At 46.1% G+C, this 16,178-nt stretch carries 12 protein-coding genes; 2 read left to right on the forward strand and 10 right to left on the reverse strand.

Annotated features, from left to right (window positions below):
* Positions 1-3: 3 nt before the first annotated feature.
* The 9 genes from mgrA to PCH02S_RS05730 form a co-directional block, all read right to left on the reverse strand.
* Positions 4-993 carry an L-glyceraldehyde 3-phosphate reductase gene (gene mgrA, locus PCH02S_RS05690; protein WP_127450901.1) on the reverse strand — a complete coding sequence of 330 codons (990 nt, stop codon included), beginning with the start codon at positions 991-993 and terminating at the stop codon, positions 4-6.
* A 521-nt stretch (positions 994-1,514) separates the two neighbouring features.
* Entirely contained in the window at positions 1,515-2,555 is a 1,041-nt protein-coding gene (locus PCH02S_RS05695; protein ID WP_127450902.1) for a phosphotransferase enzyme family protein, read from the reverse strand.
* Between the two features lie 24 nt (positions 2,556-2,579).
* Positions 2,580-3,086: an ADP-heptose synthase gene (locus tag PCH02S_RS05700; protein WP_127450904.1), complete on the reverse strand. Its 507-nt coding sequence runs from the start codon at positions 3,084-3,086 to the stop codon at positions 2,580-2,582.
* A gap of 170 nt (positions 3,087-3,256) precedes the next feature.
* Entirely contained in the window at positions 3,257-3,787 is a 531-nt protein-coding gene (locus tag PCH02S_RS05705; protein ID WP_246068962.1) for a ribonuclease H-like YkuK family protein, read from the reverse strand.
* 171 nt (positions 3,788-3,958) lie between these two features.
* The gene (locus PCH02S_RS05710) at positions 3,959-4,912 is read right to left on the reverse strand and encodes a C40 family peptidase (protein WP_127450905.1); all 954 of its coding nucleotides are present in this window, start codon (positions 4,910-4,912) and stop codon (positions 3,959-3,961) included.
* Positions 4,913-5,060: 148 nt separating this feature from the next.
* Positions 5,061-5,354, reverse strand: coding sequence for a hypothetical protein (locus PCH02S_RS05715; protein WP_127450907.1), 294 nt, complete (start codon positions 5,352-5,354; stop codon positions 5,061-5,063).
* A gap of 70 nt (positions 5,355-5,424) precedes the next feature.
* On the reverse strand, positions 5,425-7,728 hold the full coding sequence (locus tag PCH02S_RS05720; RefSeq protein ID WP_127450909.1) for a thiamine pyrophosphate-dependent enzyme: 2,304 nt from the start codon (positions 7,726-7,728) through the stop codon (positions 5,425-5,427).
* Between the two features lie 35 nt (positions 7,729-7,763).
* Positions 7,764-8,774, reverse strand: a complete 1,011-nt coding sequence (locus tag PCH02S_RS05725; protein WP_127450910.1) for a 2-oxoacid:acceptor oxidoreductase family protein — start codon at positions 8,772-8,774, stop codon at positions 7,764-7,766.
* 115 nt (positions 8,775-8,889) lie between these two features.
* Positions 8,890-9,069 (reverse strand): hypothetical protein, encoded by a 180-nt coding sequence (locus tag PCH02S_RS05730; RefSeq protein WP_127450912.1) that lies wholly within the window; start codon positions 9,067-9,069, stop codon positions 8,890-8,892.
* 225 nt (positions 9,070-9,294) lie between these two features.
* Between PCH02S_RS05730 and PCH02S_RS05735 the strand changes: the two genes are divergently transcribed.
* Entirely contained in the window at positions 9,295-10,542 is a 1,248-nt protein-coding gene (locus PCH02S_RS05735) for a sensor histidine kinase (RefSeq protein ID WP_127450914.1), read from the forward strand.
* A gap of 90 nt (positions 10,543-10,632) precedes the next feature.
* Positions 10,633-11,031: a hypothetical protein gene (locus PCH02S_RS05740; protein ID WP_127450916.1), complete on the forward strand. Its 399-nt coding sequence runs from the start codon at positions 10,633-10,635 to the stop codon at positions 11,029-11,031.
* A 49-nt stretch (positions 11,032-11,080) separates the two neighbouring features.
* On the opposite strand, the gene PCH02S_RS05745 is transcribed toward PCH02S_RS05740, so the two are convergent.
* Positions 11,081-16,027 (reverse strand): family 43 glycosylhydrolase, encoded by a 4,947-nt coding sequence (locus tag PCH02S_RS05745; protein ID WP_127450918.1) that lies wholly within the window; start codon positions 16,025-16,027, stop codon positions 11,081-11,083.
* Between the last annotated feature and the right edge of the window lie 151 nt (positions 16,028-16,178).

Genomic DNA, 16,178 nt, shown 5'->3' on the forward strand with positions numbered 1-16,178 from the left:
AGCTTACTTCAGGATTTTTTCGATTTGTTCCAGCTCTTCCGGAGCGAACTCCAGGTTTTTCAAAGCTGCAACGTTTTCTTCGATCTGCGATACACGGCTTGCGCCGATCAACGCTGAAGTAACACGTCCGCCGCGCAGCACCCAAGCCAGCGACATTTGCGCCAAACTTTGGCCACGGCTAGCAGCCAGTTCGTTCAGTTGAATAATTTGATTCAACTTCTCTTCTGTAATGTCCTTCGTGTTCAGGAATTGGCTTTTCCCGCCTGCGCGTGAATCACTTGGTACTCCGCTCACATATTTATTCGTTAGCAAGCCTTGAGCAAGCGGACAGAACGCGATGCTGCCCACTCCGAATTCATCCAGCACATCCTGCAGACCACCTTCGATCCAACGATTCAGCATGCTGTAAGAAGGTTGATGAATCAGCAGTGGTGTACCAAGATCTTTCAAAATGGTCACCGCTTCTCTCGTTTGTTCCGCCGTGTAGTTGGAAAGACCAACATACAAAGCTTTACCTTGACGAACAATTTGATCAAGAGCGCCCATTGTTTCTTCGAAAGGTGTGTTCGGATCAGGTCTGTGTGAGTAGAAAATGTCCACATAATCAAGGCCCATGCGTTTCAAGCTTTGATCCAGGGAAGAAATCAGATATTTCTTGGAACCCCACTCCCCGTATGGTCCTTCCCACATGTGGTAACCAGCTTTTGTGGAGATGATCATCTCATCCCGGTACGCGCCAAGGTCGCTTTTCAATACTTTGCCGAACATTTCTTCAGCCGAACCTGGAGGCGGGCCGTAGTTATTAGCCAAATCGAAGTGTGTAATCCCCAAGTCAAAAGAACGAAGCAGCATAGCTCGTCCATTCTCGTGAATGTCCAATCCCCCGAAATTGTGCCATAGGCCTAATGAAATCGCTGGCAGTTTAAGTCCGGATTTTCCGGAACGATTATATTTCATTTCTGCATAACGTGTTGAGCTTGCTTGATAAACCATGTGAGTCCTCCTTCAAAATGTCCATAGAAAACTTACGTTGTAAGTATCTATTAAAGTTTCACCAAAGTTTGGTTTCTTAGTACAGTATAGGCGAACGCTGACAACAAAAAAAGAACTGAAAAAAACGTGTCTTACTTACCTTTAGGTTAGTAGGCTCTCTCCAAATCGTTCCCGGCAACAAAAAAACTGCCGAGTCACCTCGACAGCTTCAGGACTTACTTGCATTTGCCGCAACCACAGCCGCATTTCCCTTTGCCTTTTGGTTTATAGATCTCTTTGTTCATGAGCAACGCTTTCGACTTCGCAGTTCCTCGAATTCCCGCACAGCGTAAACAGTCCGCAATGCATTGATTCCTGCCAACTACAAACAAACGTGTACAGACATTCGTACAAAAACGGCCGCAATTTGGTATTGCACGTACATTTCCCAGATAAGCACCTTTTGGCATACCACCAGCACCACCTTTTCCTTTGGTACTATAAGGTATTCCCGCAAAGATGCTTACGGTTGTACAGTTTCTCTAGTCTAATTGCTTATTTTGTATAGAACGTACAAGTTCCATGCTATGCTCCTGCAGCCATTTTGTCTTATCAAATGTATTCTGGATAATATCAATCAGCACACCTTGCGGATCAACACCATCCGCATATCGTCCCAGAAAGTGAATAAAGACATCCAGCCTCCGCAGCTCTATCAACAACGGCAGCACCTGAATTTCCACTTCTTTTAACTGGGCGAATTGCTGGTAGCCTTGATAGAAAGCGGCACAATTTCGCTTCAGCTCCGCTTTCGGCAGCGCAGGATCAATCAAGTCGGACAAGCAGACCGCAATTTCCATAACCCGGAGATCCCGCGTGATAAATTCAAAATCCAGTACGGAGGTAATTTGACCCTCCTCATCCACCAGCATGTTAGAACCGTTAATATCGCCATGCACAAGCTGATGAGGCAGTTTGCGCAAAGAGGGAATCGCTTGATATAACGCGGAAAACCGTTCAAAAATATATAGGAGCTCCTCGCGCTGCGCGAAAAAAGGATCCGGTGGATGCAAACAGAATTCGCGAATCGCATCCGGCGTGCAGCGGGGATGAATATTTTCAATCTCGTAGTAAGGTGGGTATACAGGCTTCAAATCGACAGCTATCGTTCCCAAAACTGCAGATAACTGACCAACAGCCTCTCCATAATGCAGCAATTGTTGAGCATTCACCCACGTGGGATTTATCCCGTCCGTAAAGGTAAATAACGCCGCGAGTTTTCCTTGGCTATCATCCAGCTGAACAACCGTTCCGCCATCCGGCAGTTCAATTGGCACTGGAATTCGGTAAGGCAGTTGATTTTTTCGTTTGTTCAATGCAAGCAGAATGCGATGCTCAAAAATGATTTTATCGATATCGCGATGAGTTTCGTACAGCCGCAGTACATAGGAAGTGCCCGCTACATCAACAAATCTTGTTGTATTATTCATACCTCCCGCACCTATGCGGATCGTCCACTTTTGACCAGGGAACCAGTATGCAGGCAATAAGGCCAATTGCTCCTCAAAATCTTTAACTCGCATAATTGTATTCACCAGCTCCTTTCACTAAACCTGATTGTCGCCTTCCACCGCGAATTCGAAGTCTTCTACATCAAACGCTTGAACAGGAATTTCGGCTTGAATCAGCCTTTCGATCAGATCGAATTGATCCGTTAAAATGGGCGCTTGTTCCTTCATGGAACTGAGGATTAATTCCGTTTCAATCGGATCAAATTGCTCGCCATAGGCCTCTGTATCAATGGCTAACACAACCATTAAGGTGACATGCTCATTAATCGGCAGCGGAGGACTTTTCCGCCATGGCGCAACAAGTGCTTTTTCAATTTTTTTCTTATTAAAGGATTCCTCGAAGAATGCGATCAGCTCGCCAATCATTTGTTTGACGAAACCATCATCCTCTTCCTCCAGCATGATCGGCTCACTGCCTGCATGTAATTCATATAACTCTTGAATGCTTGTATAAGGGATTATATAGGTAACCGGCTGGCCTGGCAGCATTAACTGGCCATGCACAGCGAGCATAACGGCCTCTATGATAAATGTTCTACTCATGACTTATCCGTCTCCTCTCTCTATGGGTGTATCAGCATTTATTTCGCTAATAAGCTTTGAAAACCCTTTTTTCACTGGACATTTTAACCCGGAGCTCACGATGAGACAACAAAAAACCGCCGGCTCAAATGATCGCAGTGATCATATAGAACTAACGGTTCAATCTTCTCTTATAAACTGCCATCCTTTACCTCACGATCTTCATACAAGGGAAGATAAGGTTTCTTAGAGAACCGGTTCGCGTAGGCTGATGCCACATAACAGTCCGGTTTAATGACAGGCACCATACCGACAGACTCCACTCGCCGCACCATCTCTTGGACGTATTTGGCCGTCCTGTTCTTATTCTCATCATCACCTGCATCAATATGGATGTACATATCGAAAGAGGCTCCTTGGTACAGATGAGGAAGAACAATATTTTCCATATCCTCTCGTTTCGCCTCGTCAAAGTACGTCGCAATCTCTTCACTGAGTGCTGTTTCCATCGAAAGCTTTTCCTTAATTGAATGCAAAGCCCGATGGACAATCACTTGACGATAGCATGCCCACGCTCCTTTTCCAAGCCGCTGAATCACTACACCTGTGATGAATTTGGTGTGGCCTGAGTGCACCTGACAATCCGTTCCAATGATAAACTTGTAGGTACCTGCCGGCTCAAGACGCATGAAATGCAGGATCCTCTCATGAACCGTATCCAAGTTCAGTCCTCTTTCCGTCGTGTTCCGAAATTCCAGTGGGTGATTTGCTCTCGAAGGTTTCAAAGATAAGGTTCTTCCTTTCTCCTTAGAATCAGGAAGAAGCGGATGCTGGCCAGCTGCATCCGCCCCTATCTATAGTATATAGCAAAACTCCAATGATCGAACCATCACTTATCGTAAAACACTTCCGCCATACAAAAAGCGGTTCTCCCATTGCTTGCCATCGATTGTATCGACACGAACACCGCCGGATTCAACGGAGTACGTATGCAGGATAGATCCATTCCCCAGGTAAAGCCCTACATGGGTAATCGGCTCTTTGAACGGATCAACACCCACATAATCAGAAGGTTTGCTTCCTTTATAGGAGCTGAAGAACATCAAATCTCCACGTTTTAATTTCGTCCAATCCGTACTAACAGGTCCTAAAGAACGCACAAAATTGCCTTGTGCAGCGGAATCACTTGGAACCGAGAAGCGAAGCGCATCCCAGAACATCGTTTGTACGAAATCAGAGCAGTCAAACGTAGTAGGATCATTTCGAACGGAACCAAACTCATAAGGTGTGCCCAAGTAGACATTCCCGGCTGAAATGACCGCTTCGATCTCATCCGCAAGTGGCATATTAGGAACGATCACGGAGAAATCAGTGACCATGTATTTGCTGCCTGTGCTTACGTAGCCGCTTGTGCCGTTTGCATCCACAATTTTGTACCAACTGTCATTAACCTTATCCGTAATTAAAACTTCTTCACCTTTATTAAGCATGCGAATCACTTTGGAGCTACTATCTGATGAAGGAAGCGTACGAAAGTTAACGCCATAAATGATTGCTGCATTGCTGACAATTTTTATGTACTTGCTGTTTGTCGATACATAGCCGCTCACGCCTTGTGCATCCTTGACTTTGTACCAATTGGTTGTCACATAATCCGTTACCGTGACGATTTCGTTCGTTTTCAGCAACCGGATCACATTACTTGACGTGCTCGGCTGATCTCGAAAACTTACCCCCGATACGATCTGTGCTTTCGTCGAAGCACCTACATCGGCTGAAATCGCTGCCGGTAAAACAAAAGTAAGCGCCAAAACAATCAAGCTAACAACCAACGACCATTTTTTCATCGCCTCAACCTCACTTCATGATGTCATATTTTACTTACATACCCTTATTATAGTTTCAGGGGCTGAAGAGCGAATATAGGCGAAAGGTTGCGATTTTTGTCGTTTTTATGTAAATGTCGCATGGCTGCATGCCTATTGACGGCAAGGTTTAATTTTCCAACTTTCGAAGCTCGGGTTTTCTTGTTGGCAGCCAGCAGATCGAGAGGTTAGGGTCATTTTTCAATTTCACGTTGCAGAGTTTCATTTCCCCGTCTTCAAGCTCGATCACCTGCCAATCTTCCGGTACAACTCCCGTTATGGAATGGAGAAAATCCCGCGAATGCTCATTCGCCTCCTCCTGCTCAGGCCAAAATTTCACACCATAGTAAGCAAGTCCATAATGATTGACCAGCATGCAGGTAAGGAGCTGTTCTGTGTTTTTATTTTGCAGTACATAGGGCATATAATCTTCCTCCACTAAAAAGGCACATTCACCGCAACAGGGTGAACGTGCCTCGTTCATATGATGGCTATTACAAATAAGCGTTCTCGTGTTTTGCTTTTAAACGATTCCATCGGCGTTCAACTTCGACTTCGAAAGATTTGAGCGAGCCTTCATATTCCGGCTTCGTCATATGCTTCGTTTTCCCCATCGTCTTAAGCCAATCCGATAAAGGAATTTTCTTGTTTTTATCTTCGGGGTTATACGTGATGCTCGTAATGCCGTGTTCGACTTCGTACAGCGGGAAGAAACAGGAATCTACCGCAGCGCCTACAATGTTGGATCCCTCTTGGTCGTCAGACAGCCAGTTGAGAGGGCAGGCAATCAGGATCTTCCCATACACAAGGCCTTCATTCTGAGCGTACCATTGTGCTTTCGCTGCCTTTTTCACGAGATCCTGCGGATACGCCTCTGATCCTGTGAAGACATATGGGATATGCGTAGCCGCCATAATTTGCGCCGTATCTTTATGGTGGAACACTTTCCCGCCTTGGTGCTTCCCAACGTTCGAAGTCGACGTGCGATGCCCCATCGGCGTTGAATAGGACAGCTGCGCACCTGTATTCATGTAACCCTCGTTATCATACTCGAGGATAATCATTTTATGATTGCGCAGCGCAGCGCCAATAGCCGGCCCCATGCCGATATCCATGCCGCCATCGCCTGTAATCATGACGAAGGTGAAATCGTCCTTCAGTCCCAAATGATCGAGTTCTCCACGGCGCTTGCGCTCCCAGAACATTTCCACAACACCTGACAGCGTTGCAGCGCCGTTCTGGAACAGGTTATGAATATACGTCGCTTTATGAGCCGAGTATGGGTAACCTGTCGTGACAACCATCGCACAGCCTGTGTGGAAGATCGAAACGATATCGCCTTCGATTCCCTTGAAGAACAGCTCCAAGCCCGAGAAAATGCCGCAGCCCGGACATGCGCCATGGCCAGGAGCAATTCGCTTCGGCTTCTTGGTTAGGGCGCGTAGTGGCGGGATCCGAACATTCAGCTTGCCGGAGGCCTCATCCGGTGTTACTGTAATGAGCCCCGTCTTCAAATCCTCATATTTCATCGGTGTCAGTACCCGCTTCGGCGCTTTCGCCGGATCACCTGGCGTGTGACCGTAGTAATCGAAGGGCACTTCCACCTTGCCGTTTTGCACAGCGTCAATGGCAAATTGGAACAGGTTATGCCCGTCTTCGGCATAAAAGTCCTTGCCACCTAAGCCGTAGATGCGGCTTATGACAAGCGTATCTCTGTTCCCGTGCGTGAACAGCGCCGCTTTAATTTCGTTGACCATATTGCCGCCATGGCCGCCATAGGAATCCGCGCGATCGCCAACCGTGATCGCCTTCACATGCTGCAAAGCTTCGGCAATTTGCTTGGCAGGGAAAGGACGGATCATATTCGGTGCGATTGATCCGGCTTTAATGCCCTTTTCGCGGAGCTGATCGACGACGTCCTTGATGATTTCGGAAGCCGAATTCATCAGGAACACCGCGACTTCCGCGTCCTCCATCCGATACAGCTCTAGAATCGGATAGTCACGGCCCGTCAATTCGGCATATTCCTGCCGAATGCGATCGTACACCTCTTCGGCATTGTACATCGCCATAGATTGCTGGTAACAGTTATTAATGTAATCCGGTTCATTCATATAAGGGCCAACCGTGATCGGGTTATTCCGATCTAACGTATCAGGGAAACCCTGCGGCTTCTCACCGATAAATGCATGCACGTCTTCCCGATTTGCAAACGTTTGCACTCTGCGTTTCTGATGGGACGTGAAATATCCGTCCGAGGCTACCAGAACCGGCAAGCGCACCGCTGGATCTTCAGCCAATTTCAAAGCAAGGATATTCATATCGTAAACCGCTTGCGGATCACGGCACATCACAATCGGCCATCCCGTATTTAAGGCATAATACAGATCCGAATGATCCCCATGGATGTTCAAGGGACCGGAGACAGATCTACATACCAAGTTCATCACCATGGGAAAGCGTGTGCCGGACTGCACCGGCATTTGTTCCAACATATACAAATAACCGTTGGCGCTTGTCGCGTTAAATACGCGGCCGCCAGCAGTTGAGGCTCCATAACATATACCTGCAGATCCATGCTCTCCGTCTGCCGGAATGAGCACAATATCATGTTGTCCGTTGGACTTCATCAGATCCAGGAATTGGGCTACTTCTGTCGATGGAGAAATCGGAAAATATCCCATAATGTGATAATTAATTTGATGGGCTGCATACGCCGCCATCTCGTTGCCTGATTCATATACAATGCGTTGTTCAACCTTGGCCTGCCCTAATTCCTTTTTAATATCAATGGACATAACGAGTAGTTCCACCCTTCTCCCATAAATACTCTCTAAGAGTTTATAGCTAGATTGAAGCGATGTGGCATACGGTGAATATCGGCATAACCGTCTTCTTCCCGCTCATCAGTGAGCGCTTCGGTCGGACAAGCCTGTACACATTTAAGGCAACCTTTACAGTATTGATAGTCAATGCCCTGCAAAAACATCTGCGGACGCCCTTTTTTATCAGGGAGCTCATCCCATACAAAACAGAAATCCGGACATGCATTATCGCAAGAAGCACAGTGAATACATTTATCTTCATGGAAATGCGGCATCATGCCCGCGCGTGAGATGCTTAGATCCTTAAGAATACTGTTCCCGGGATTTGAAATCACGCCGCCGATCGTCTGCGTTTCATATCCGAGTACAGGGGTATCAAAGCGCACGAAATCAGGCATTGTCTCCCCTTCTGGAAGCGCATACGTTTGGAACTTAACTTCGTTGTATCCGCGGTCGAACGTTCGTAAGGCTGGTGCAACAGCCTGCGGATACTTCTTCTCCAATGATTTCCGGATAACACCTCTCATGACATCCGGATCAAGGAAATCACATAACCGGAACAAAGCGCCAAGCATTGCCATGTTTACACGGTTTTTCTCCTCCAGTGAAATTCCGATGGCATCGATAACCGCAATTGTGCCGCCTCTTAGCTTCATCTTCTCCTTGAGTTCATCAGGCGTTTTCGTTGAGTTTACTAATACTGTACTGTCTTCATAAATGCCACTGATAACGTTTACAGTTTTGGAAAGCGATTCGTGAAAAACACCTACAACATGCGGTCGTTCTACAGGCGATGTATCCCGTATTTTCGTATCCATGTCACAAAACCTGATGTGCGCTTTCACTGCTGATCCTTTCTTCTCAGAACCATAAGAAGAAAAACTAACCCCGTTCAAGCCCACCCCGACTACGCCCGCTTCCGCCAGCATTTTACCAGCCAGATTTGCGCCGAGACCGCCGATGGATTCCAGTCTTATCTCGAAAAATCCGAGATCGTTCAATTTAGGTAAAGTTACCATGCAAGGTCTCCTTTCAAAAATGAACAGCATAAAGAATAAATAGTATGAATAGTAAATCTACTTACATTGTAACAAGAAATTGCTGGTAATCAACCTTTTTTTAGACAACGCCTTTTTAGAGCAAATAATCGATAATAAGGCCGCATTTTCCCAAATAGTAACTTGTTTCTTCTAGCCTCTCACTCGCTGTTTCAGATTCAAGCTTCCCGACATGCTCACACTCGTCACAAACATTCAAATAATCTTCGTCAATCGGATTAAAGACAACACCGCAAACCTGTGAGCACGCCCGCATCCTCATCTCTCCTCGTTTTCAAATCCCGTGAATTTGTAAACGCTTGCATTGATGTTAACTCTTATTATACAGCGGCTAATAGCGTAAACACCATAAGTCTTTATTAAATCTTTAGCAAATCTTTAGCATCCAAAATAGACCCTTTCTCTTGATAAGGTCTAATTCTGTGAGATAATGTAGAAATAGCTAAGATAATGTCGTACACATGGAAAGGATGGCAATCGTTTGCTCCATTCAATCATTTCCCATGAACTGCATGGTCTCTTCTACCTCATGAGCGCTACATTAATCCATCAGGTTCTCACACCTTTATTCATCTACAAAGAGCAGCACCGCAATCTGTTATTTGGTATTCTGCTCATCATTCTACTTATCTTTTATTGGAATTATGAAGATATTGATCCCTTCATCTATTCGCTTCACTTTCTCCCTTTGAGTTTAACAACGGTCATTCTATTTGCTGGATTTATTCCTGCTGCAATGACTTGGATCAGTTTTAATATAGGCTGTATTTTCGTGCTTCATTACTACTGGCAGCCGGCATTGCTAAGCAGTGCTTTTATCTTGCTTGGCAGTTATTATATTAGAAAAAAAATTAATCAGCTTAATCTTAAATACAAATTAAAATACGCATTGGCCTTACTGGTTGTGTACGAAGTATTGTATGCACTGCTTGCGTCTTACATACAATCTTACTTTTCTATGTATGTTCTATACACCATATTGTTTACTTTTATTTCACTACTGCTCATTACTTTTTTAATTTTCCATATGAAGAAACATGAATTACATAGACAACGCATTATCGCTATTGAAAAAGACCGCATGATTGGACAATTGGCTGCCACGATCTCTCATGAAATTCGCAATCCATTAACCTCCATTCGCGGGTTCCTGCAGCTATTAGATCAGAAGGAGCTGCCACTCCATGATCAGAAGAGATATATTGAGCTGGCGCTATCCGGTGTAGACCAGGCGAATACCATCATTAATGACTATTTAAACTATGCCAAGCCATCCAACGGGTTGCAGGAGCAGCTGGATATTAAGGAGGAATTGGAAGCCACGCTTCGATTCATTACTCCACTTGCTACGGATCATCAGGTTAACATCGAAATCATTCATGAGACCGATGACCCCCTGTTTATCCTGGGTGAGTCCAAGAAGCTTCGGCAGTGCTTGATGAATTTGGTCAAAAATGCCATTGAGTCCATGCCTGATGGAGGCCACATTGTACTGCGCACCTGCAAGCTGCCGGACGGTGTTCAAATTTCCATTACCGATACAGGGGTTGGGATGAGCCAATCACAATTAGATTCACTCGGGATGCCGTTTTATACAACCAAAGAACAAGGGACCGGACTTGGGCTTGTCGTCGTTATGAGCATTATTAAAATGATGAACGGGAAAATTTCCTTTAGCAGCGTTTTAAACCAGGGGACACAATGCTCGATCCTTTTCCAGCAAAAATAGAAACCAAGTCCCTCCATTTAACAAGGATGATGATCTGTGTTATTCTGTTAAGACAAGCGATCATCATGACTCGTGAAGGAGGGCTTTGCCATGAGTTCAGATTTCATTCAGATAAAATCGCTGGAAGGCGACTTGAAGATGTCTCATAAGAAGAAGGATTATGGTTTAACCATCACGACCAAAGAACTGATTCTTCACAAGCCACATATGAATTATTATTTTAAATTGGAGAAAATCATCAGTATTGTTCCCTATGAGATTTCTTCAACGAAAGCTATGTCTTTCGTCAATGCTCGATCGGGTAACCAGGAGACCACGCATTTAGCTCCGGGCTCCGATCACTTCCGTATTTATGTGCAAGGAGCAACAGTCCATAACAGAAGCGGATTGTTTGAACTTGGTCCTATTAACATCGTTATTCCTATTTATCCAGTCATGCTCGGCGCTATCTCCGAATGCCTCACGCGTACAGGGTTAATCTCTTTATAAATTGTAAAAAGGCGTGCAAATGGGTTATCCAATTGCACGCCTTTTTACTTTAATTCAAGATCATCCGAGCTACCGCTGCCAAGTCTTTAATATCAACTGTCCCGTCACCATTCATATCTGCCTTTTTGTATTCGCTCCAATTTGGATCATTGAAGGTTTTTCCATAAGCAGCAGCCACGATAGCTAGATCACCGACTGTAACGTGTCCATCGCTGTTGACATCCGTGGAATGCGCTGTGTTGACCGAATCGATGAACGCTTGAAGCGCCTGGTTAAGCTCTATTGCTGCTTGATCGATCTGTTGCCCCGAAGCATTCAGGTCGTTCAGCACCGATTTTGCTTTCTCGATCGCTAACAGCAAGACGGCCTTGGATCCCAACGGATATTGATTCACTTCCGTTCCTTCCACTGCGCTATCATACTTCGCTTGGGCTGATGTTATAGCGGCGCTAAGATTAGCTCGATCACCTGTTTGGATTTCTACGCTCTTGGACACATTGCCAAGTGCGGTTTCTTCTCCTAGCCCATTGGAAATCACCACATTAGCTAGCCCGATTACGGCCGGTTGTGAGGAAGATTTCGCTTTAAAATGAAGCGTCAGCTGATCGCCGTTAGTATGAACGGCATTGTCGGCTCCTATACTTGCCAGCAGGATGCGCACGCGCCCGGCCATTACGTTTTTACCGGCGATGGTTAGTCCCTTCTGAATAGGCTCTGCATTAACAAACTCTATTTGTGCTGGATCGAACGTGACCGTAATGTCTTGTGCATATATACTTTGTGTAACACTAAGATGGTTGAGGCCGTACAAAAGCTCGAAGGACTGTCCGGCTTGCACGCTGCTCGCTCCATTTAATGTAGCCGTCGGTTCTGTCGACTGCTCAGCCGAAGGCTTAAGCTGAGGAGTGATCGTCGGGCCCCACACTTCCATTGCATCGATACCGCTGGCTTGCGGCACAAAATGAACACGATCAATCGCAAGCTTACGCGGTTCTGTTGTACCTGCCTTGTAATGAGTATGGTACACCATGAACAATTCTGTACCGTCCGGCGAGTAGATTAAGGAATGATGTCCCGCTCCGGGCACAATCGTGTTGGATTTCATAATCGGATTATACGTGTATTTCGTCCAAGGCCCCATTGGCGTCGGAGCCGTGGCATAACCCACGCCATAATCCGGGCTTTCGAAGTGGTTGCCGGAATAGGTTAAGTAGTAGGTACCCTTATGCTTGATCATAAACGGCCCCTCGTTAATACTTGCAACCGGCTGCTTTTGACTGCGTTCCCATTCTTGGGTGGCCCGGAACACGAATTGCACCGTATCTTCCTTCATGGTCTTCATGTCATCATTTAACTCGGCCATCCAAAGTTCATTGCCTTGATTGAATCTGACGAAGTAAATGTACCTTTTGCCGTTATCGTCTTTAAAAATATGCGCATCGATTTCCGGCGTATTCAGATGCATCGGTTGCTTGACGTCTTGAACGAACGGCCCTAATGGAGAACTGCTTGTTGCAACCGCAAGCCGCTCGTTAACTACATAGTACATGTAGAAGGTTCCGTCCTTTTCCACGACCTCCGGTGCCCAAAAACCGCTAGTCCCCCAAGAGTCGGACTGCTTTAACGCTAGTTCATTTTGTTCCGACCAAGTCACCAAATCCGTTGAAGTGTATACCTTGAATCCCAATTGCGTTTTATTGGGATCCGTATTCGTCCCGTACAGATAATATTTGCCGTCATGCTGCAGTACGAATGGATCCGCAATGTTTGGCAGCACCGAATTGGTATACGTTGGCCCCGTTATCGGATCATGGTACGAAGATACTTTGATGTTGTCGAATTTGGCATCGGCATTCCATGTTCGCAATCCGATTGCTCCGGTCGCCATATGCGATGCATCCAACAAGTCGAATTTCGGATATCCGTTGACATTTAACGGATTATCGTTCACGTAAACCTGAATGTGATCTTCGTTCGCAACGACCTTAATATGGTATCGCTCATTTACCAGAATCGGCAGCTTTTTGGAAGCAAGCTCTTGCCACTGGCCTTTCGACATATGGCCGAGAACGGCCGATTGTGCCGAAGCGTTAATGCCTACGTAATATCCGTTTAAATTATCGGCGCCACTCGCAACATTCGATGCCCTGAAAATAAATCCAGCTTCGTTCCCGCTCGTTATTTGCACATCGCCCTCAAGCACGAAGTCTGTGAAGCTTTTGCTGTTAAGCACCGCTTTATAGCCGGGACCGCTGTTAACCGCATATTGCCCGTTCGACACGGTCCAATTTCCTTCGTATGTAGACCATCCTTCCGCTGATGTGCCGCTAAAGTCGTTCGTGTACAAGATCTCCGGCACAGGGGCGGAATTCGGAACGGTGATTGTTGCTTGCGAACGGAAATCACCGCTCGTAGATACCGCTTCAATGACCGCTCTGCCTGGCGCTAATGCCGTGACTAATCCGCTGCTGCTGACCGTAGCGATTTCTGGATTGCTGGAAACCCAAGTCACTTCATCTCCGCTTGCTCCCACGTTGTGAAGCTGAGCTGTCTTCCCTGCTTCAAGTGTCAGCTTCTTCTGATCAAGATCAACACCGCCTTGAATGGATCTGACAGCGAAATAATCGAATCGGGCATCAATCCGATTGTTTGTAGCAACGATATTGTTAGCGTAGAAACCGACTTTGATATTTTTCAAATTTGCAGTGACGGGGTTAGACGCCTGTATCCACGCATATCCATCCCAATAATAGGTTGTATAGACATTCCCCATCTTCTTGATTTTGAGTGTCAGTGTATCACCTCCGGGATGAGCCACCTCATTGCCTGGTTTTTTATAACTGCCGCCAAGTTCATAAGCGGTTTCGATAATTTTTCCGTTCGCATATACATGCCCGAGTTTCACGAAATTATCCGCATCCTGCCAGACGAACAGACCGCCTTGCTGGTGATTTAACGTAACAGGTGCCGTAACTTTCGTGACAATTTCAAAATCGCCGTTGGCGGGCACATTTCTCAAAAACACATTGTTTTGGCTATTGTTATCCTGATAAACATCCGTGGGCGTCGTGTGAATCGTCATTGAACCCGGCGTTTGAGTCAAAGTCCAATTGCCTTTGCTTTCCTGGAAAATGGACCATGCCGGGGCGAGCACCTCGCTATCAAAGGAATCAACGGTGAACTTCGATAAGTCTGGTTCTCCAGGCGTTTGACGGACGGTGACGTTGCATTCACTAATGACTGCGCCATTATCGGCACTTGCAACTCGAATTGTTGCGCTGCCCGCTTTCAGTCCCTTTACCGTCAGCATCGTGCTTCCTGTAGCTGTATCCTTGCTATCTTGGGTCACCGTCGCCACTTCAGGCGCCGATGAAGTCACGACGACGTTCTTGTTTGTTCCGACCAGCGGTTTCACAGAGGCAATTAAGGATGCGGATTCCCCAGCCGCCAATGACATAGTTTGATTATCCAATGCAATACTATCAACCGGCGTTAAAACGTTACTCTTCTCTAGTGGTTCAAGAACGATGTAATCCAGTTGCGCGAAATTCAGTTTGCTGGTAAAACGGATCTTGTTGATCCCGGCATTCAGGCTAACATCCATCGATACGGGGTTAAATCCTTTCCAGCCAAAGTTTTTATAAGTGATCGACTGGCCTGGACCGCCATTTACGGAAACTTCTTGCTGCGCAGAGGCGCCTCCGGCAGTTCCGTTGTCAGCCATGGCAAGGAGTGAGTACTCGCCCGCTTCCTTAACGTCAACTGTGAACTCTACATAATCTTTTCCAGGCTGATCCAAATGACCGACTACTTTATCTCCCGATGCATTATCGGATGAAGTGATGGCCGCTGTGCCGCTAATAAAAGCGCTTTCAGCTTCATATTTGTATCTTGTTACACTTGGAGTACCTGAGGGCTCCTCCAAAGAAGCGCCGTAAGCGGCAGGTGTTCCGAAATTCGGGGTACCATCTTCATTCCACGTGAATTTTTGCGCCCGGATACTGCGATTTCCCCAGCTTCCGCCTGAGAATTGATCGGCGTGATACACGATCCAGTCCTCTTTTCCGTCTGGAGAAGTGGTAAACGTATTATGGCCTGGACCGTAAGCGGTAGGAACTTTACTGAAAACAGGGCCGGATTTGCTCCAGGAAGCAGGATTCAATACATTGCCATCCGTGTTGCTTAACATCCCAAGCGTATAATCGTCCGTCCAACTGCCGCTAGCCGAATAAACCACAAATATTTTACCGTTTTTCTTCAAAATCTCCGGTCCTTCGTTGATATAAGGCGTACCTTTACGCTCCCAATCTTGGTCCGGCGTAGAGATTTGAACTCTCGGACCACTGATCGTCCAAGGATTGCTCATTGGAGCGATATAAATGCTTTGCTTCACATTGACATCGCCTTCCCAACCCGACCATACGAAATATTTGGAGTTGTCATCTTTAACCAGAACGGTTCCGTCAATTGCCCATTTGTTGGTACTGTCCGAAATTTTCCCTTTCAACGTATATGATCCTTGCGGATCCTGCGAGTCCCCTTCCAGTACATACATCCTGTGATTTTCATTCGCCCCGTCATCAGCAGCGAAGTAGATGTACCACTTGCCATCCAAGTATTGAAGCTCAGGCGCCCACAGTTCCTTGGAATAGGCTTGGCCGCTTGGCGGCGAATAAACAGTCACTCTGGGGACTGAGCCGATATCCTGCAATCTTTTCGCCTTCGAAATTGAGATAGATGCATCTCTGTTGGATTTTACATAGTAGTAGTAGCCATCTCTAAATACGATGCTCGGATCTGCTGAACCGCCGCTGCTGTTGGAAACAGGAACGATCGGATTTTTAAAAGAAGTGGACTCTTGAACCGTCACATCCTCAGATGCCGTAGCTCCGCCATCCTGCGCGGTTGCTGTGAATGTTAAAACCATGCTGGCAATCAAGGCAGAAGATACGATCGTTTGAATCTTGTTGGATATGCAATTTAACCTTTTCTTCAAGTTTCTTCCTCCAGTCACTACATATATTTCTTCAAGTACAAGATACATTATGTAGCAAAAAAGCGGAATTGTATTTGCGTTTTCCCGTCTTTTTGTTTATTTTTACAATTTATTCGTACAAATGCGTACACAATAAGGCATATCAACGACA

The organism is Paenibacillus chondroitinus NBRC 15376 (assembly GCF_004000765.1).
Lineage (GTDB): Bacteria > Bacillota > Bacilli > Paenibacillales > NBRC-103111 > Paenibacillus_E > Paenibacillus_E chondroitinus.